At 66.9% G+C, this 18,762-nt stretch carries 18 protein-coding genes and 3 tRNA genes; 14 read left to right on the top strand and 7 right to left on the bottom strand.

What is annotated here, in order from left to right; translation table 11 throughout:
* Window positions 1-88: 88 nt before the first annotated feature.
* The 3 genes from BKA23_RS01545 to BKA23_RS01535 all read right to left on the bottom strand — a co-directional run bounded on the left by BKA23_RS01545 (window position 89) and on the right by BKA23_RS01535 (window position 3,216).
* Window positions 89-400, bottom strand: a complete 312-nt coding sequence (locus tag BKA23_RS01545) for a DUF1330 domain-containing protein (protein WP_145224865.1) — start codon at window positions 398-400, stop codon at window positions 89-91.
* An 18-nt stretch (window positions 401-418) separates the two neighbouring features.
* A complete protein-coding gene (locus BKA23_RS01540; protein ID WP_211841561.1) occupies window positions 419-1,561 on the bottom strand; it encodes a diacylglycerol/lipid kinase family protein in 1,143 nt (380 codons plus the stop codon).
* Between the two features lie 68 nt (window positions 1,562-1,629).
* Complete coding sequence (locus BKA23_RS01535; RefSeq protein ID WP_246104399.1) at window positions 1,630-3,216, bottom strand: FAD-binding oxidoreductase; 1,587 nt, start codon at window positions 3,214-3,216, stop codon at window positions 1,630-1,632.
* Between the two features lie 18 nt (window positions 3,217-3,234).
* Between BKA23_RS01535 and BKA23_RS01530 the strand changes: the two genes are divergently transcribed.
* The 7 genes from BKA23_RS01530 to BKA23_RS01500 all read left to right on the top strand — a co-directional run bounded on the left by BKA23_RS01530 (window position 3,235) and on the right by BKA23_RS01500 (window position 11,218).
* Entirely contained in the window at window positions 3,235-3,819 is a 585-nt protein-coding gene (locus BKA23_RS01530) for a TetR/AcrR family transcriptional regulator (protein ID WP_145224863.1), read from the top strand.
* On the top strand, window positions 3,816-5,339 hold the full coding sequence (locus BKA23_RS01525) for a glycerol-3-phosphate dehydrogenase/oxidase (RefSeq protein ID WP_145224861.1): 1,524 nt from the start codon (window positions 3,816-3,818) through the stop codon (window positions 5,337-5,339). The genes BKA23_RS01530 and BKA23_RS01525 overlap by 4 nt, the downstream gene beginning before the upstream one ends.
* 99 nt (window positions 5,340-5,438) lie before the next feature.
* On the top strand, window positions 5,439-6,716 hold the full coding sequence (locus tag BKA23_RS01520; RefSeq protein WP_211841560.1) for an MFS transporter: 1,278 nt from the start codon (window positions 5,439-5,441) through the stop codon (window positions 6,714-6,716).
* Window positions 6,717-6,863: 147 nt separating this feature from the next.
* Window positions 6,864-7,502: a hypothetical protein gene (locus tag BKA23_RS01515; protein ID WP_145224859.1), complete on the top strand. Its 639-nt coding sequence runs from the start codon at window positions 6,864-6,866 to the stop codon at window positions 7,500-7,502.
* 17 nt (window positions 7,503-7,519) lie between these two features.
* Window positions 7,520-8,485 carry a threo-3-hydroxy-L-aspartate ammonia-lyase gene (locus tag BKA23_RS01510; protein WP_145224857.1) on the top strand — a complete coding sequence of 322 codons (966 nt, stop codon included), beginning with the start codon at window positions 7,520-7,522 and terminating at the stop codon, window positions 8,483-8,485.
* 247 nt (window positions 8,486-8,732) lie between these two features.
* On the top strand, window positions 8,733-9,182 hold the full coding sequence (locus BKA23_RS17755) for a hypothetical protein (protein WP_211841559.1): 450 nt from the start codon (window positions 8,733-8,735) through the stop codon (window positions 9,180-9,182).
* Window positions 9,183-9,430: 248 nt separating this feature from the next.
* Window positions 9,431-11,218: an HNH endonuclease signature motif containing protein gene (locus BKA23_RS01500; protein WP_211841558.1), complete on the top strand. Its 1,788-nt coding sequence runs from the start codon at window positions 9,431-9,433 to the stop codon at window positions 11,216-11,218.
* A gap of 200 nt (window positions 11,219-11,418) precedes the next feature.
* On the opposite strand, the gene BKA23_RS01495 is transcribed toward BKA23_RS01500, so the two are convergent.
* Entirely contained in the window at window positions 11,419-11,889 is a 471-nt protein-coding gene (locus tag BKA23_RS01495) for a hypothetical protein (protein WP_145224853.1), read from the bottom strand.
* 190 nt (window positions 11,890-12,079) lie between these two features.
* Here BKA23_RS01495 and BKA23_RS01490 point away from each other — a divergent pair, with 190 nt between their 5' ends.
* The 4 genes from BKA23_RS01490 (at window position 12,080) to BKA23_RS01475 (ending at window position 13,474) form a co-directional block, all read left to right on the top strand.
* Entirely contained in the window at window positions 12,080-13,105 is a 1,026-nt protein-coding gene (locus tag BKA23_RS01490; RefSeq protein WP_145228070.1) for a PHP domain-containing protein, read from the top strand.
* A 96-nt stretch (window positions 13,106-13,201) separates the two neighbouring features.
* Window positions 13,202-13,274: transfer RNA gene (locus tag BKA23_RS01485), tRNA-Glu, on the top strand.
* A 37-nt stretch (window positions 13,275-13,311) separates the two neighbouring features.
* Window positions 13,312-13,388 (top strand) — tRNA-Asp (locus BKA23_RS01480).
* Window positions 13,389-13,401: 13 nt separating this feature from the next.
* Window positions 13,402-13,474 (top strand) — tRNA-Phe (locus BKA23_RS01475).
* A gap of 107 nt (window positions 13,475-13,581) precedes the next feature.
* On the opposite strand, the gene BKA23_RS01470 is transcribed toward BKA23_RS01475, so the two are convergent.
* Together BKA23_RS01470 and BKA23_RS01465 are read right to left on the bottom strand one after the other, a co-directional pair.
* Window positions 13,582-14,274, bottom strand: coding sequence for a response regulator transcription factor (locus BKA23_RS01470; RefSeq protein WP_246104398.1), 693 nt, complete (start codon window positions 14,272-14,274; stop codon window positions 13,582-13,584).
* On the bottom strand, window positions 14,267-15,535 hold the full coding sequence (locus BKA23_RS01465; protein WP_145224851.1) for a sensor histidine kinase: 1,269 nt from the start codon (window positions 15,533-15,535) through the stop codon (window positions 14,267-14,269). The genes BKA23_RS01470 and BKA23_RS01465 overlap by 8 nt, the downstream gene beginning before the upstream one ends.
* A 168-nt stretch (window positions 15,536-15,703) precedes the next feature.
* Here BKA23_RS01465 and BKA23_RS01460 point away from each other — a divergent pair, with 168 nt between their 5' ends.
* The 3 genes from BKA23_RS01460 to BKA23_RS01450 all read left to right on the top strand — a co-directional run bounded on the left by BKA23_RS01460 (window position 15,704) and on the right by BKA23_RS01450 (window position 17,511).
* Window positions 15,704-16,417 carry a DUF4352 domain-containing protein gene (locus BKA23_RS01460; RefSeq protein ID WP_145224849.1) on the top strand — a complete coding sequence of 238 codons (714 nt, stop codon included), beginning with the start codon at window positions 15,704-15,706 and terminating at the stop codon, window positions 16,415-16,417.
* 100 nt (window positions 16,418-16,517) lie between these two features.
* Window positions 16,518-17,132, top strand: a complete 615-nt coding sequence (locus BKA23_RS01455) for a copper resistance CopC family protein (RefSeq protein ID WP_145224847.1) — start codon at window positions 16,518-16,520, stop codon at window positions 17,130-17,132.
* Between the two features lie 172 nt (window positions 17,133-17,304).
* Window positions 17,305-17,511, top strand: coding sequence for a DUF3073 domain-containing protein (locus BKA23_RS01450; protein WP_145224845.1), 207 nt, complete (start codon window positions 17,305-17,307; stop codon window positions 17,509-17,511).
* 121 nt (window positions 17,512-17,632) lie between these two features.
* Here BKA23_RS01450 and purM read toward each other — a convergent pair whose 3' ends face one another.
* Window positions 17,633-18,757 carry a phosphoribosylformylglycinamidine cyclo-ligase gene (gene purM, locus BKA23_RS01445; protein ID WP_145224843.1) on the bottom strand — a complete coding sequence of 375 codons (1,125 nt, stop codon included), beginning with the start codon at window positions 18,755-18,757 and terminating at the stop codon, window positions 17,633-17,635.
* Window positions 18,758-18,762: the final 5 nt, after the last annotated feature.

Genomic DNA, 18,762 nt, shown 5'->3' with positions numbered 1-18,762 from the left:
GCTGCGATCAGCGTGGGATCGCCGCCGACCACGGAAGTGCTCGGATCACGAAGTACTCGGATCACGAAGTACTCGGATCACGAATTGCTCAGACAGTCGGCTGCGGACCGTCATACCCCTCGATGACGATGATGTCGGCGTCGGCGGCTCGCTGCCGAATCTCGCGCGCAGAGGCATACGCTGCGGAGTTGTAGCAGTCCAACGCCATTTGATACGAGTCGAATTCGATGACGACATTCCGGGGCCGCGAGTCACCCTCGGCCGCTTCGAAGCGGCCGCCGCGCACCAGCAGACGCCCGCCGTACGCGGCGTACGCCGGACCGGCCGCGGCGACATACTGCGCGTAGGCGTCCTCATCGTCGACCTGCACGCGTGCGATCCAGTAGCCCTTGGCAGTCATGCGATGACGCTCCGCTCGTTACGAATGATCCGATGGACGATCTTCATTCAACAGCACCGTCAGGGCGCCCGGCAGCACTGTGGCGGACATCGGCAGATCGCCGAGCGGTTCGCCATCGGCATACGCCTCGACGCCGACCGCCTCGATCCGGACGGATCGTCCACGGGCGCTGCGGATCTCGGGGTTCTGCAGATGCGTCCCCTTGTAAACCTGCGGGAAGGATCGGATGAACTTCATCCGGCTGCCCGCACCGATCATCACCACATCGAGCAAGCCGTCGTGCACCGACGCCTCGGGCGCGATGTGCATACCCTTGCCGTAGTAGCCGGAATTCGCAGCGATCGCCGTAAACCCTTCATATTCATAGGTTTCAGAGTCGACAGTGACGACGTAGTTCCTCGGCGCAAAACCCAGCAGACCACGCATCGATGCCAGCTGGTACTGCAGCGCTGGAGGCAGCCGGGTGCTGCTGTTGACGATGCTCGACACGAGCGAATCGACCCCGGCATAGACGCTACCGACCACGATGGTGCCGCCCGCGTCGATCGCGTCGACCGGCGTCGGCACACCGCTGAATGCCAGTCTTGCGGCGTCGTGCACGTTGGCGGGGATCGCGAGTTGCCGGGCGAAGTCGTTGCCGCGGCCGCTCGGCACGATCGCAAACGCGAGCCGGCGAGCCGCGAAGCTGCCGGCCAGGCTGCTGACGAAGCCGTCACCACCGACGACGACCGCCTGCTCACCGCGCTCAGCCGTCGTCTCGACGATCCCGTCGGCTGCATCGATGCTCGGCGAGAAGGTGGTGCGCACGGTCGCACCCATGTCACACAGATCGGCGACCACCTCCCGCGCGGCGCGCACCGCCCGACCGCCGCCGGCCATCGGATTCACAATCACGTGGAAGGGAGCGCGGAAACCAGGAGACTCCGCGCTCGGGTCAGCGCTCATGCCTTCTGTCGCGCCTCTTCCCCTCCCTGCGGGCCTCGCTTCGCTCGTGTCCTCGCTCGGGTCGGCGCTCATGCCTTCTGTCGCGCCTCTTCCCCTCCCTGCGGGCCTCGCTTCGCTCGTGTCCTCGCTCGGGTCAGCGCTCATGCCTTCTGTCGCGCCTCTTCCCCTCCCTGCGGGCCTCGCTTCGCTCGTGTCCTCGCTCGGGTCAGCGCTCATGCCTTCTGTCGCGCCTCTTCCCCTCCCTGCGGGCCTCGCTTCGCTCGTGTCCTCGCTCGGGTCAGCGCTCATGGGATCAACACTCCTGGGTTCAGGATCCCTTCCGGATCCAGTGCCTGTTTCACCGCTCGCAACACTGCCACGCCCTGGTCCCCGATTTCGGCAGCCAGCCACGGTTTGTGGTCCCGGCCCACTGCGTGGTGGTGGGTGATCGTCCCTCCGGCCGCAACGATCGCGTCGCCGACCGCCGCTTTCGCCAGCGCCCACTGCGCACGCCCGTCGACCAACTCCTTGGCCGCGACAGTGAAATACAGCGACGCCCCGGTGCGGTACACGTGCGAGATGTGGCACAGCACCATCGGCGCCCCTGCTTCCGTCGTGAGCGCCGCGGCGAGAGCCTCCTGCACCGCGGCATACAGCCTCGGCAGATTGCTCCACGTGGTCGCTGTCTCCACCGTCTCGACGAGAACCCCGTTGTCCAGCAACGCATCCCGCAGGTATGGCGCACTGAATCTGCCCGCCGCCCAGTCGCGACCGTCCTGCTCCCCCACGAAGGTGCCGCCGCGTTCGCGTAGGACGGCGGACAGCTCCTCCCGCATTCTGCGCACCCGCTGCTCGGTGCCCTCGTAACCGCAGAGCATGAGTGCGCCGCCACCGCTCTCGGACCCGATCTGCTCCGGCTTGGCCAGGTTGACTGCCGTCTCGAGCTCGTCCGACAGGCGCAGCACGGTCGGATTGACATCGCCTTGCACCAGTGCGCGCATGGCATCGGCGCCGCCTTCAAAGGACGCGAATCGCCACGTTTCGTAGGCGCGTTCGGCTGGCACCGGTCGGACAGCGACGGTCACCTCGGTGATGACGCCGAAGGCCCCCTCGCTGCCCAGCACCACCTGACGCAGGTCCGGCCCGGCAGCCGATGCCGGCGCGACACCGAGCTCCCAGGTGCCGTCAGGTGTCGCGACCTTCAGGCTGACCACCATCGAGTCGAATCTGCCGTAACCCGAAGACGATTGGCCGCTGGAACGCGTCGCGGCGAAGCCACCGATGCTGGCGTATTCGAACGACTGCGGGAAGTGACCCAGCGTCATACCGTGCTCTGCGAGTAGTTCCTCCGCCCGTGGGCCCAGCACGCCCGCTTCCAATGTTGCAGTGGATGAGACGACGTCGACCGCGAGCAGATGATCCAGTCGGGCCAGATCCAGCGCGATGACTCCAGCGAAAGTCGTTCCGTCTGCGGACAGTCCGCTGACGACGGACGTGCCACCGCCATACGGCACGACAGCGACGCGAAGCGTCCGGCTGAGCCGCAACACGGCGAGCACCTCGTCGTGATCAGCCGGGCGGACAACCGCATCGGGCGCCGCGGCAAAGTCACCCTCCCGCGCCGCGAGCAGATCCGGGGTCGATTTGCCGTGGGTATGCCGCAGCCTGGCCTCGTCCGCAGTGCTCACATTCAGCTCGCCGACCACGCCGACGTATGCCGCAAGAACCTCCGCGTCCAGTCGCGCCGGCGGCAACCGGACATCCTCGAGAGGGATCGTCGCGCGCGGCTCGATCGGCCCGAAAGCCAGCTCCAGCAACGCGATTGCCGCTTCCGGCAGCGTTCCGGTGTGGCCCGGGTCGCCCCATCGTGACCAGTGCATGTCGTTTCCCATGATGTTACAGTGTGACAGATGACGTCGATCAGTAACACCCCTACGACAGACACCGTGCTGCTGGATGCCGCGCGGGAGTGTCTGCTCGCAGTGGGATGGAGACGCACGACGATGACCGATGTCGCGCGCCGCGCAGGAGTGTCGCGTATGACGGTCTACCGTCGCTGGCCAGACCTGGCCGCGCTCAGCGCCGACCTCATGACGCGGGAATGGGCGGATGTCGGTGCCCGCCTGATCGGTACGGAGACGCCGACCCCTACCGCCACTGTCATCGCGACAGGTGTCGCACACGCTGCTGCCGAGATCCATTCGAACGAGTTGTTCCGCAAGATCGTCGAGGTGGACCCCGAACTCGTCATCCCCTATCTGTTCGACCGGCGTGGCCGGTCCAGTGACGCGTTGATCGACAGCCTTGTCACCACCATCGAGGCGGCGCAGGCAGCTGGCACCGTCCGCCGGGCCGATCCGCTGCTGCTGGCTCGCAGCATCCTGCTCACCGCCTATGGCTTCACGTTCTCGGTCCCCACCATGGTCGATGAAAACCACGACGCCTCAGACTATTTCGACCAGCTTCGGCTTCTTGTCGAAGGATATCTGCGATGACCGGCGACAGCCGGCTCAACCGGCAGCGGCGCGAGCGCGAGCTCGCCGAAGTTACAGACGGGCGCGTCGTGGACCTCCTGGTGATCGGCCTCGGCATCACCGGTGCAGGCGTCGCACTCGATGCCGCCACCCGCGGCTTGTCCGTCGTGGCGATCGACGCACACGACCTGGCGTTCGGCACGTCGCGGTGGAGTTCCAAACTCGCGCACGGTGGGCTGCGGTATCTGGCCAAGGGCCGCGTCGGCATCGCGCACGAGAGCGCGGTCGAACGCGGTGTGCTGATGACCCGAACGGCACCTCATCTCACGCGGGCGGTCCCATGGCTGGTGCCCGATTTCGTCGACGATCCCCGGCACGCCGGCGCGCTGACGTATGCGGGCTTCGTCGGTGGCGATCTGTTGCGCCGGGTCGCGCACACACCCGGCTCGTTGCTCCCGCGACCTCGGCGAATCGGCATGAGTGAGGCGATGATTCACGCTCCCGGCCTGCGACGGTCCGGCCTGCGCGGCGCGACGCTCGGCTGGGACTCTCAGCTCACCGACGACGCACGGCTGGTGGTCGCCGTAGCCCGGACCTCCGCGGCGCACGGGGCACGGGTGCTCACCCGGACGCGCGCCCTCGAGGCGACCGGCGACGGTGCGCGCGTCCGCGACGAGCTCACCGGCTCGGCATACGACATCAGGGCCCGCGCAGTGATCAACGCAACCGGTGTGTGGGCGGATCAACTGGCACCGGGCATCTCGCTGCGGCCCTCACGGGGAACCCACCTGGTCGTTCGCTCCGAAGCTGTGGGAGCCGCGAATTGCGTTGTGAATGCTCCTGTTCCGGGTCATTTCGGACGCTTCGTCTTCACTCTGCCCCAACTTGACGGACGCACCTACATCGGTCTGACCGACGAGGCAGTCGACGGACCCGTGCCGGACGAGCCGACACCGACCCAAGGCGAGGTCGACTTCCTGCTCGCCACCGTCAACGCCGTCCTCGACCGCGCGATCACCACCGACGATGTGATCGGCGCGTATGCCGGTCTGCGCCCGCTGATCGAAGCCGACGGCGCGACCGCGGACCTGTCCCGCGAGCACGCGGTGCTGGTCGCACCGGACGGCATGGTCACGGTGGTCGGCGGCAAGCTGACGACCTACCGCCGTATGGCGCAGGACGCCGTCGACCGTGTGGTCCGCGAGCGCCACCTCGGCGGCGGCCCGTGCATCACCGCTCGGACACCGCTCGTCGGCGCCGCGTCGCGCGACGAGCTCGCACGTATCGATGCGCCGTCGCGCCTGATCCGACGGTATGGCGCAGAAGCCCCGCTGCTGCTGACAGATCCCGGGCGACTGGCCATGATCAGCGACGAAGTTCCAACAATTCCAGCCGAATTCGACTTCGCCCTGAGCCATGAGGGCGCACTCGACGTCGATGACCTGCTCGATCGACGTACTCGAGTGGGGCTGGTCGCAGCCGACCGCGCTGCCGCACTCCGCACCGCACAGGAGTCGCTCGCGGCATACGGAACGGACTGAGCGAAAACCCGGGTAGAATTGGGCCCGAGCACAGGGTCTGGCGTGACTGGTGGTGGGAAGTCACGCACCGTCCGCATCGTCCCGGAAAGCGAATAACCCGTGTCTCCCGTCGCCCGATACCGTCACCTGTTCGGCCTCACCGGCCCGACGTATGTCGTCGTGGCCTTCCTCGCCCGCCTGCCCCTCGCGATGAGTCAGATGGGTGCGTTGCTGCTCGTCGCCCACACAACCGGCAGCTTCGGCGCGGGCGGTGCGTGTGCTGGGGCGCTCGCGGTGGCCAATGCCATCGGTGCGCCCTTGTTCGGCGGACTGTCCGACCGTTTCGGGCAGCGGCCGGTTGTCCTCGCGCAGTCGTTGCTGAGCGCGGCCGGACTCATCGCGCTGGTCGTCGCCGCCGAGACGCACCTCCCCTGGGCATGGGCGGCTGTCGCGTCCGCTGCCGCGGGCTTCTTCATGCCGCAGGCGGGGCCGCTGGCACGGGTCCGGTGGCGTCCGATCATCAACTCACGCAGCAGTCACGCGGGTAGCGCCCGCCTGATCGACACCGCCTTCTCCTACGAAGGCTCGGCCGACGAGGCGTCCTTCGTGCTGGGCCCGGCGCTCGTGGGGACCATCGGGGCGATCGCCGATCCCGGCATCGGATTGGTCTGTGCCGCAGTGCTTCTCGGCATCTTCGGCAGCTGGTTCGCCATTCATCCGACGGCGGGTGGGCGGCCCTCCCGGCACACCCGTGTCGCAGGCGCAGGCCGCCTGCTGACACCTGCGCTGCTGATCCTCGGCGTCGCGCAGCTCATCATCGGCACCGTCTTCGGCTCGGTGCAGACCGGCACGACCGTCGTGGCGAAGGCCGCCGGTGACGAGAGCATCGCCGGGCTCGTCCAGGCGCTGCTCGGCGTCGGGAGTGTCGCCGCCGGCATCGGGATGGCGGCCGTCCCAGCCCGGATCACCTATGTGACCCGCTGGCGCGCTACGGCCGGTGGCCTGCTGGTGCTGGCCGCACCATTGCTGCTCGTGCGGTCGCTCGAGACGCTCGCGCCGACGCTGGTGGTGCTGGGATGCTGCGTTGCGCCATACATGATCACGACGTTCACGCTCGGGGAGCAGCTGACTCCCCCGGGTCGCACCGGCGCGGCGATGACGTTCCTCGCGGCGACGACCGGGTTGGGCTATGCACTGGGGGCAGCCGTCGCCGGGCATCTGGCCGACATCGGTGGCGAGACACCGGCATTCGCGGTCACGGTGACGGCAGGTGCGCTGGCGTGCCTGCTCGCCGTGACGATGGGCGGCCGACTGCGGGCCGCACACGCCGCAGTCACCGTGGCGCCGACGACGCCGACGACGCCGGCCGCGCAGGAGCGCTCGGCGAGCGCGAGCTGACGAACCGGCGCCGAGCGGCCCGACCCGCGTACCCGGCGCAGCGGAAGCCGTCGGGTCCGCGTGGGTTCCGGTGCCGTCCAGCCGTCGCGCCTGACGCAGCGCCAGTTCGGTCCTCGAGCGTTCCGGTGCGGGCTTTAGAGTGTCGGTATGCCGACTTCCAAGCCCTCCGCCTTGCAGTCCCCCGTCGCCCAGAACCTCGCCTCTGCCGGAATCGCGGGGGTCGTGACCCTGATCCGCCCGGCCCGATTCCCGCGGCTGCTGCGCAGGGGTCTCAGCCTGGCCAACACCGCGGGGACGGCCGGCTCGGCATACCTGAACTTCAAGCACAAGGACGGCGTGCCCGAGGGCGACTCGCTGGGCACCGCGATCGAGGCAGGTTCGGCCATCGGCGCCGTCACCGGCGGCCTCATGCTCGTCACGTCCGGCATCGGGCTGAAAGTCGACTCGAAGGTCGAGAGCGTCCTGGTCAAGCGCGGCGTGAAGCACCCTCGCCTGGTCATGGCGGTCGGCGTCGCCGGCATCATCTTCGCGGTCAAGACCGTGCAGGACGCGACAGGCAAGAAGGCCGCCAAGCTCGCTGACAAGGGCAAGGAGCAGGCGGCCCGCGTGGCGCCGAAGGCAGTGAACAAGCTTGCGTCGGTTGCCGATTCCACGGCTGGCGACTCGGGCGCTCAGGCGAAGGATCACGAGACGGCTGGCGAGTCCGCCGCCGTGAAGAAGGCCGATGAGAAGGCCGCCGACGCCCCCGCCGAGGCTGCGGACTCCACCGAGAAGGCGACCGACTGACGTTGCGGCTGCCGGACATGGTGCAGCTGTCGGACATACAGCGGGCCGCGGATCGCATTTCGGGCGTCGCACACCGAACGCCGGTGGTCACCTCGCGGCGGATCGACGCCGAGCTCGGGGTCTCGTTGCACCTGAAGTGCGAGAACCTGCAGCGGATGGGCGCCTTCAAATTCCGTGGTGCGTACAACGCATTGAGTCAGCTCAGTGACTCCGCGAAAGATGCTGGCGTCGTTGCTTTTTCGTCGGGCAACCATGCGCAGGCGGTCGCATTGGCAGCCAGCCTGCTCGGCATCCGGGCGACGATCGTCATGCCCACCGATGCGCCACAGCTGAAGCTCACCGCCACGCGTGGGTATGGCGCAGACGTCGTTACCTACGACCGGCACACCGAGGACAGAGAGGCCATTGCCCGCGAGTTGGCCGACCGCGACGGGTGTGCACTGGTGCCGCCCTTCGACGACCCGGCGATCATCGCCGGGCAGGGGACCGCAGCCCTCGAACTGCTCGAGGACGTGCCAGATCTGGATGTCGTGATCGCGCCGCTCGGCGGTGGCGGGTTGCTCAGCGGATCGGCCATCACGGCTCACGGAATCCGTTCTACGATAAGGGTTTTCGGCGCCGAGCCAGCCGCCGGCGACGATGGCAAGCGGTCCTTCGACAGCGGCGAGATCGTGCGCATTCCGGTCCCGCGGACCATTGCCGACGGCGCTCAGACGACCGCGCTGGGGCGTCATACGTTCCCGGTGATCCGAGAACTCGTCGAGGACATCGTCCTAGTCTCCGACGACGAATTGATCGCCGGTATGGCGTCTCTCGCGCAGACCTGCAAGCTCATCGTCGAGCCGACCGGCGTGCTCGGGTATGCCGCAGCGCGCTCACTCGCGCCGCAACTGCAAGGTGCACGGGTCGGCGTGATCATCTCCGGGGGCAATGTCGACCTGCAGCGTTTCGCGCAGTTGATCAGTGGCACAGCCACGCGCTGAGACTGCTGGCAATCGCAGCAAACAATCGCTGGGCCTTCGTTCTGAGCAATCCTCGGGCTACCTTGAAAACGTCTTGTCGTTCAGAGGCTTGCGGGCGCGGTTCGAACGAGGTGATGCGATGGTCCGGTGCAACGCACCGCTGAGGACGGCTGGCCTCATCGGCGCACTAGTGCTCTGCGTCGGAGGTTGTGGTGCTTCTATGCCGAACAGTTCCGCGACGGTGGCCCCATGCCAGTGGTCGAAACCGATGGGTCCCTCGGGCGTCGACAGCCTGTCGTATTGCTTCACTTTTGGTCGCTCGGTGATGAAAGCCGGCCAGACTGTGTCGGCGACGCTCGCCATCAAGAACTCGTCCGGCCACACAATCGCCTTCAGCGACGGCCCGCCGGGTCAAGGTTGCGCCATCAACGTCCAGACCGCGCTGAACGGATCACATCTGACGATCACTCCGGCCTTTCCTGACGACTGCGAACTGCAGCCGATACTGGCAACCGGTATCACGACGCTGCAGGTGCCGGTGTCGACGACGTACAGCACCTGCACCATGACCGAACAGCCGACCCAGACCACGCCCACGTGCATTGGCAATGGCGGGATGCCCCCGCTTCCCACGGGCGACTACACAGTCACGTTGGTTGCGTCCTCCGGCGATCCATTCACGCAGGTAGCACCGAAGCACCTCAATCTCACCAATTGAGGTTTGCGGACATCACCGCCTGGTCATTGCCAGCCTGTTGCCTGGTCGGCAGCTTTCGCCTTCAACAAGCGCTCGATCGGCGGACTCTCATGCGGACAGAGGCACCATCGATAGTGCTCGACGGATCCATCGTCACCGACGTCGTCAGACGTGACAGTCCGATGGCGAACAGTCGCCGATGTCTTGAGGCATGGCCATGAGTTGAAGAACGAGCTTGCATCTTTGTTCGAACATATGTACGATTAATCATGGCTCAGGACGTTCTGCTACTCAACACCGATGCGATCGCTGCTGCGACGTCGGGTGAGTTGATCGCGGCTGCCAGGGAATTGCTGATCACCGCCTTCGACGTCGCCGGCGAGGACTCCGGTTCTCTGTCATCGCAGGCTCTGCTGACTCAGATCGAAACGCTGCAGTCGGTCGTCAATTCAGCGCAGGGCACCCAATCGTTGCGCATCGCGCAGGTCGCCACCATCGAATCGGCGCGAGACAAAGACACCGGTGCATGGCGCGAGGTGCGTCATCCCTTGGGTTGGGCCGACGACTGGATCGCCACCGAGCTCGGCCCACTGCTCGGCTGGAGCCCTCGCCAGGTCGATGTCCGGTTGCAGGATTCCGTCGACGCGGCGACCTTGACGCCACGCCTCCTCCGCGAGGTCGGCAACGGCCGACTTGAGCACGCCAAGATGGCGAAGGTGCTGAGCGGCCTGCAGTTCGCTCCGGATGATGTGTGCGCCGCCGTCGAGTCCGACCTGCTCGACCGCGGAATCGGCGGTATGACGACGACGCAGATCGCCCGGCGGGTCGCGCGTCTGCTGGCGAAACTAGACCCGGTCGCAGCCGAATCAGCGACGCGAAAACGCAGACGCGAAGAGATCGGCGTCTTCACTCGGGCGAGTTCGATTCCCGGCCTGTGCGAGATGACATGCCTACTGCCTGCTGACAAGGCCGCGGCGATCATGGCCTCGGTCGAAGAACTGGCACGACAGCTGCACCGGGACACCACCACCGACAAGACGCTCGGCGAGTGCCGTGCCGACGCCCTGAGTGACCTTGTGCTGCAGAACGTCGAGCTCCGGAGCACAGTCGTCTTCCAGCTCCCTGTCGACCGCACAGCATCGCCGCCTGGCGACCGCCCAGCCAGCCCGCCCACCGGAGTGTTGCCTGACGTGCCCGTCGACCGACCAATCAACGTTGACCAACCAGACAACGTTGACCAACCAATCAACGTCGACCAACCAGACAACCTCGACCAACCAGACAATGCTGATTCGCTGGCCCGGGTGGCGGCGCTGCACGACGAACTGTTCCCCGACCCGTATGCCGAGGTCGCCGCCGGCCGGGCGCATTGGCTGAGGTATGACGACCACCCACCGGACGACCGGGACGACGACTGGGACGACGCCTACGAGCACGACGACCGTGACTGCGACTGGGATGGTGAACCCGACTGGGATCGCGCGCTGGCTGAGCTGCTCGAGATGAAAGCAAAGATCCAGCACTGTGATTGGGCGGTCCGTGACGATCACACCCCAACAAGCGCGAACCCTACAGACGTTGCTTTCACTGACGTTGTCTTACCTGGCATCGGCGTGATCTCGGCGGACCACGTGGTGCACATTGCGAACTTCGTCGGCACGAACGTGGCCCGACGACTGGTCGACGTCGACAGCGGCGCGCTGGTGGAGTCGACGTCGAAAACGTACCGGCCGACAGCTGCCATCGCACGCTTCGTGCGGGAGCGTGACGAGCACTGCAGGTTCCCCGGCTGTGTGCAGCTGGCGAAGTACTGCGATGCCGACCACGTCATCCCGTGGCCGGCAGGCCCGACGAGTCCGGCGAACCTGCAGAGTCTGTGCCGGCATCACCATCGGGCCAAGCACGAAACCGCCTGGCAGGTGACGATGACCGCCGATGGTGTGTGCACCTGGACCAGCCCGGGATTGCGCACCTACGTAACCAAGCCGGCCGACAAGACGACGGTCATCGGCGGAAGCGTGCCGCTAACGACCGAGATGACGACTGCGGTCAGTTGAGGACACCTCCGCCATGTGAAAGACACAACAACAGCCAGCGCATCCCAGGTGCGCCAGCGATGCCAGCGGACACCAGCGATGCCGGCGGACACCACGGGCGCGTGATCCCGGTGGATGCCAGTTGCGCAGGTGGCGCCGGCGGATCCAGGTGCCTCGGTGTGGCGCCGGTGGACACCACGCACGCATGATGGCAGGGAATGTCAGTTGCGCAGGTGGTGCCAGACCAGCACGGTGACTGCCGCAAGGAAGATCAGCGACCCGATCAATGCGAATGGCCGGCCGGCTCGCGCAATGGCGTCGGCCACATCCGGGCGCGCGCCGGACTCGACCATCCGGCGTTGCGGGGTGCGGCGCAGGTTCTTGACGTTGACACGCACCGGCGCAAGGACTGCGGCATACGGCACGTAGATCGCAATCACGAGCACTGCCAACGGCATTCGCAACCAGAACACCCGGTGTGCCTCCTCGACCCACACCGAGAAGGCGAGCACCACGACAGCGACAAACGCCGCCAGAGACTGCGACATCGCCGTGATGATCGCCCCACGTCGCGCACTCGCCCCGGCAGCGCGCACCAGCCATGCCAACTGACGCTTCTGCATACGCCGACGGGCCCACCACGCCCACGCAGCGCCGGCCACCACCAGCGCGATCAGCACCGAAGCTCGCACGATCAGGAACCCTAACCGGAGACCCCATGCCAAGCTGAGGTGTATGACGAAGACCGGGCGCGACGACGCAAATGCGACCGCGTATGGCACCGTGGGCGACGACTCGAAGATCGACACGAAAAACGACGGCAACGGCAGTGCGAACGGGCGTGCTGACGGAGGCATGCCCGACCAACTGAACGACGACGCGATGGAACCTGTCGACGCATTGCGGCGCATCGCGTTCCTACTTGAGCGGTCTCGGGCCGGCACCTACCGCGTCCAGGCCTTCAGACACGCCTGTGACACCGTCATCAAGACGCCCCGCGCGGAACTCGAAAGACGCTCTGCCGAGGGCACTTTGGCCGATCTTCCTGGTATCGGCAAGGCCACCGAAGCCGTCATCGCTGCGTGCCTGCACGGCACCCGTCCGCAGTATCTGATCGACCTCGAGGCCACGTCACCCCGACGCCTGATCGAAGGTGGCGAGGACGTCCGCGCGGCCTTACGCGGTGACTGCCACTGCCACTCGGACTGGAGTGACGGCGGATCACCGATTCCCGAAATGGTCGCAACGGCAATGGAACTCGGCCATGAGTACCTCGTGTTGACAGACCACTCGCCGCGACTGAAGGTCGCCAACGGGCTGACTGCCGAGCGTCTGCGAACACAACTCGCGCTCATCGACCGCATCAACCAACAACTCGCCGACGGCGCAACCGACTTCACCCTCCTCAAGGGCATCGAGGTCGACATCCTGGATGACGGCGAACTCGACCAGAGCGACGCGATGCTGGCGAAGCTGGATCTGCGGGTGGTGTCGGTCCACTCCAAGCTGAAGATGAGCGCTCCGGCGATGACCCGCCGCATGATCGCCGCGGTGCGCCATCCGCGGTCGAACATCCTCGGGCACTGCACCGGCCGCCTCGTCGACGGTGACCGCGGCAAACGGGCGCAGTCGTCCTTCGATGCGGCAGGGGTCTTCGCGGCGTGCGCCGAGGAGGGCGTCGCGGTCGAAATCAACTCCCGACCAGAGCGCTGCGATCCACCCGACGACCTCGTGCGCATGGCCATCGAGGCGGGCTGCCTGTTCTCGATCGACAGCGACGCGCACGCGCCCGGCCAACTGGATTTCATCGAGTACGGCTGCGAGCGCGCGGCACGGCTGGGGGTCCCCAGGCACCGCATCGTCAACACGTGGCCCCTCCCCGAACTGCTCGACTGGGCAGCCGGTTGACCTCGTTTTGGTGGATGCCAGTCCGACCCCCTATAGTCATGACGTCCTCGACACCAGCCGAGGCGGCTGATGCTGAGGACTGGTTGCGAGAACGAGGTCCCCATCGTCTAGCGGCCTAGGACACCGCCCTTTCACGGCGGCAGCACGGGTTCGAATCCCGTTGGGGATACGCGCATCGCATTTGCGATGATGTTTCATGGCCGCAAGGCCCCGTAGCGCAGTTGGTTAGCGCGCCGCCCTGTCACGGCGGAGGTCGCGGGTTCGAGTCCCGTCGGGGTCGCCATCCCTTTCCGAAGGGCCAGATAGCTCAGTTGGTAGAGCGAACGACTGAAAATCGTTAGGTCGGCGGTTCGACCCCGTCTCTGGCCACCGAGCACGTATGCCGAAGGCTCGCCTCCTCGCAGGCGGGCCTTTTGCGGTCCCCGGCACGCCACCGTGGTCACACCGCCACGACCCAGCCAGCGGGTCGGACGCCGTCAGGCGATACCGGCGCGCACTGCCGCCACGGCGACGCTCACCCGATTGGTTGCTCCGAGCTTCTGCTGAGCCGAGGCGAGGTGGGTCTTGACGGTGGCCTCACCGACATACAGCCGCCTGCCGATCTCGGCGTTGCTCAACCCCTCGACGACGGCCCGTACGACTTCGAGTTCGCGAATGGTCAGTTGCTCTGCCGCCACACGAGCCGCCTGCCAGTCGCCGCCGTTGCGGGAGTTCAGGTGTTCGAACACGGCTCGCACGCTCTGTGGGGAAAGGGCACCGTCGCCGGCGCCCACATTGCGCACGGCATCCATGAGTTCGCGAGGGGCGGCGGTCTTCAGCAGGAAGCCCGCTGCACCCGCATCGATCGCGCGCATGACCACGTCGTCGGCATCCCAGGTCGTCAGCACGATCACCCTCGGCGGATTCGGCAGCGACCGCAACGCTGCCGTGGCGGTGATCCCGTCCATCCGCTGCATCCGCACATCGAGCAGCACCACGTCGGGGAAGTGCCGTTGCGCAGCCGTCACGGCCTCGTCGCCGTCGTGCACGACGCCGGCAACCTGGATGTCGGTGGCGGCCGACAGCATCATCTCGATGCCCGCGCAGACCAACGGGTCATCGTCGACCAACAGCACCCGGGTCGGTCGCATCGGCTGGGCCTGCTGGTCCTGCACCGTCACGTCACTCATCGCTCTGCCCGCCGTTCCACACCCATGGCAACCGCACGAGCGTGCGGAAGTTTCCGTCGTCGTCGACCCACACCCATGACTGGCCACCGGCCTGTTGCACGCGCTCGTGCAGCCCGGTCAACCCGTTGCCCGGGTTGATCCGCCGGTCGTGCGGATGAGGCGACGCGTTGACCGTGCTGACCTCCACGCCCGCCTCGGGTCGTGCATCGACCTGCAGCCGCACCGGTCGCCCGGGCGCGTGGCGGCGCGCATTCGTGAGCAACTCCTGGGTGATGCGGTAGGCGCTGTGCCCGACGCGCTGATCGAGAGCGACCGACTGGTCGACGAAGATCGACGACGCGACCGGCGTGCCGGCTGCAAGGCATTCGTCGATCAGCGACGACAGATCACGCAATCCGGGCACAGCTGCCGCGACGTCGGCATCACCCGGCTGACGCAGCACCGATAGAAGCGACCGCAGATCCTGCATCGACGACTGCGCGCCCTCACGCACCAGCGCGGCGCTACGCGCGATCGCCGAGTTGTCCGGTGAGGCCACCTCGAGCGCACCGGCATGGATTGCCAACAGCGACAGGCGATGCCCCAGCACGTCGTGCACCTCCCGGGCGATCCGCTCGCGCTCGGCCTGCCGAGCGACCTCCTCCCCCAACTGGTGCAGCTGAGTTTTGGTGCGGGTCTCCTTCGCTCGGCTGCTGCGCAGCGCACGCCGGCTGCGCACGAGCACGGCGAGCCCGCAGGTCACTCCGACTGCGAGCGCGCTCACGAGCAGCACCAGCCACCACGGGAAACCCGCGCGGTCCGACATACCGAACAAGGTGCGCCACCACGAGGTCGCGCGTGTGCCGCCACCGTCGCGCCATACAGAAACGATCTCGGCGACCGACGCCAGCACGACACTCGCCCACATCCAACGACCGGTGACACCGACGACCACGGCATACAGCGCAAAGAGCGGCGTCAACCCATCCAGCGGCAGCGCGATCGTGAGCGCGCTGACCGCGAACCCGACCCACACCGGCCATCGATGCCGCCAGATCAGCGCAATGGCGCAGCCCAGCGACACCAGCATGAACACCGTGCTCAGGTTGTTCAGCGGCGCTGCGTGCACCTGCTGCTCGGTGGTGAGGCCGTCGGACCGGTGCTGGGCGTTGCCCACCGCGTACACACCTGAGCACATCGCGGTGAACACGATCAGCGTCGTCACCGAGGCGCGCCGCACCCGCGGCCAGCTCCACGACACGTGCCGCGTTCCGATGCTCATGGCCGCACTCTAGGTGGCAGCACCCACATCGCCGCCTCCCTCGATCGGACGAGCCCGCTCCACCGACTGGGGGAGCCAGGACGAGCGCTTCGGCGGAAGTCGCAACAGGACGTGCCGCGGTGGACTTGAACCATCGAATCCACCTCGTAGTGAAGGAACCCCGTCATCATGAGCACTCCCCCACAACCGCCGCAGGATCCGCAGAACTGGGCCGGGCAGCAGCCGCCGCCCGGTGGCTATCAGGCCCCGCCGATGCCGCCGGCACCCGCGCCGAAGCGCAACTGGTTCGCCCGTCACAAGATCCTCACCGGCCTCATTGCGCTCGTCGTCATCGTCGGTGGCATCAGCGCCGCGAACGGCGGTAGCAAGAAGTCCGGCGACGACACCGCCGCCTCCCCGCCGACCGCCGACGCCCCGGCGGGGTCCGGTGCTCCCACCACCGCGACGACCTCGAAGGCTGCGAGTCCCACGGCCACCAAGAAGGCCAAGCCCGGCATCGGCACCGCCGTGCGCGACGGCAAGTTCCAGTTCACCGTCACCAAGGTGGTCACCGGCAAGACGAGCGTCGGCAGCGAATACCTGGAGCAGAAGGCACAGGGGTCATACACGCTGATCTACGTCACGGTGAAGAACATCGGTGACGAGTCGCAGACCTTCTCCGACTCCGATCAGACGGTCTCGGACGCATCCGGCAAGTCGTACGACGCCGACTCGACGGCCGATCTCTCCATCGAAGGCAATGATGTCTTCTTCCAGAACATCAACCCCGGCAACTCCGTCTCCGGCGTGCTCGCGTTCGACATGCCCGTGGGGGTCAAGGCGACCTCGATCACCCTGCACGACTCGATGTTCTCCGGCGGGGTCACCGCGCAACTGCACTGACGGTCCCATGCAGTTGTACTGACAAACCCGACCGTCACGTATGACGCGGCTCCCGCTCCCGGTGGGTCCGCGTCATACGTGAACCCGCACAATTGACCGCATGCGACGACATCTGACTGTTCTCGGTGCCGCTCTCCTCCTGCCGATCCTGTGGCTGGCCGGCGCGTCGAGCGCGTCCGCCCACGACGAACTCGTGTCGACCACTCCCGGCGCGGGCACCACGGTGGCGCATGCACCGGCCACGGTGACGCTCACCTTCAACGAATCCGTCGTCGACACCGGCACCCAGGTGCAGGTCCGCAGCAGCACTGGCGCCGTCGCCCAGACCGGCCGGGCGACGGTCTCCGGTGCCGTGGTCACACAGCCGTTGAAGAGCAACCTCGCCAGCGGCGACTACACCGTCGTATGGCGTGCCACCTCCGCCGACGGCCACCCGGTGTCAGGCACCTTCGGTTTCACCGTCGCAGCGGCTGCAGGCACGTCGAGCGCGGGCGCGTCCATGTCGGCTTCAGCACCGGCAAGCACGTCGTCGTCGAGCTTGAACATGTCATTCACCTCGACTTCCTCGCCCACACCGACCATGCAGACCCCCACCAACAAGACCAACAACGAACCGGTCCTGATCATCGTCGCGGTGGTCGTGGCCATCCTCGTCATCGGCGGTGTAACGGCGCTGATCCGCACCCGCGCGAAGGACGACGACGCCGACCTGTGAGCAGTTGCTCGGTCTTCGGTGTACCTTTTCGGCAGCGGCGCCCGGTCGGTGCTCGGATTCATCTCCGGCTGAGGTACCGTTAGCCCACGACATAAACCGAGGATCCCGGGGTCCCCGACGGTGCTTCATGCTCCGTCCGGCGCCCTGGCAACACACACGAGGGGGTCTCGCCATGGGGCGCGGCCGGGCAAAAGCAAAGCAGACCAAGGTTGCCCGGGAGTTGAAGTATTTCTCTCCCGATACAGACCTCAACGCCTTGGAGCGCGAACTTCGCTCCTCGAAGTCTTCGGATCGGGTTGATGACAACCCCAGTGCCGATGATGCGCGCGAAGACGACGACTACGGCGACTACGCCGACTGGGCGTCCCATCGCCGCTGAATCTCAGCCTCCCGCGACCTGACGTGGCCGCATCCACGCTGCTCTTCCCACCGGATCGGTGCGAAGGGCAGCGTGCTTTTGGTCGCGGCATCTCACGTTCGGCATCTCACGTCAGCCGGCCTCAGCGCTGGAATGAACCCACCAGTTGTGCTCCGCCCGCGTCGACACCCTTCGCGCCGGTGACGACCTCGGCGGTCGTCGCATCGACGTCGGCGGTGTCGTGCACCTGACCCATGATCCAGGTCGGTATGTCGAGCCCCTCCAGGGTCTCCAGTGCCGTGTCCACGGCATCCGCCGGCACCACCGCGCAGAAGCCGACGCCGAGGTTGAGGGTGCGTTCGAGGTCTGCCTGCGGCACCCGCCCGAGTTCCTGCAACACCGAGAAGACCGCGGGCATCTGCCACGTCGACCGGTCGACGACGGCGGTGCGACCGGCTGGCAGCACGCGCGCGAGATTGGCCGCGAGGCCTCCGCCGGTGACATGCGACAACGCGTGCACCGGCACGGTCTGCAGCAGCTCGAGCAGGTCGGCGGCGTAGACGCGGGTCGGCGTGAGCAGCTCCTCGCCGAGGGTCCGGCCGAACTCGGGCACATCGCGATCCAGCGACCAACCCGCGGCACCGATGATGCGCCGCACCAGCGAAAAACCGTTGGCGTGCAGGCCCGACGAGGCCAGACCCAGCACCACGTCACCGGTTTCGACCAGGTCCGGGGTGAGCAGGTCCGTCTTCTCGACGATCCCGGTCGCGGCACCGGCCACGTCATACTCGTCGGCTTCGAGCAGTCCGGGGTGCTCCGCGGTTTCACCGCCGACCAAGGCAACGTTCGCCTGCGCGCAGGCGGCGGCGATGCCGCTCACGATCGCCGCGATCCGTTCCGGCACCACCTTGCCGGTCGCGATGTAGTCGGTCATGAACAGCGGCTCCGCGCCGCACACCACGATGTCGTCGACGACCATGCCGACCAGGTCGAAGCCGATCGTGTCGTGCTTGTCCATCGCCTGCGCGATCGCGACCTTGGTGCCGACCCCGTCGGTGGAGGTGGCGAGCACCGGATGCGACATACGTGCCAGCAGCGACGCGTCGAACAGTCCGGCGAATCCGCCGAGACCACCGAGCACCTCCGGGCGCTGGGCGCGCCGCACCGACTCCTTCATCAATTCGACAGCCTTGTCGCCGGCCTCGACGTCGACACCGGACCCGGCATACGTGATCGGTGTGGTTTCGGTGGCTGCACTGTCGGTCATGGTGT

The sequence above is a fragment of the Rudaeicoccus suwonensis genome (assembly GCF_007829035.1).
Lineage (GTDB): Bacteria > Actinomycetota > Actinomycetes > Actinomycetales > Dermatophilaceae > Rudaeicoccus > Rudaeicoccus suwonensis.
Note: the sequence above shows the minus strand (reverse complement) of the source record. Positions and strands in the feature narration are given on the sequence as shown.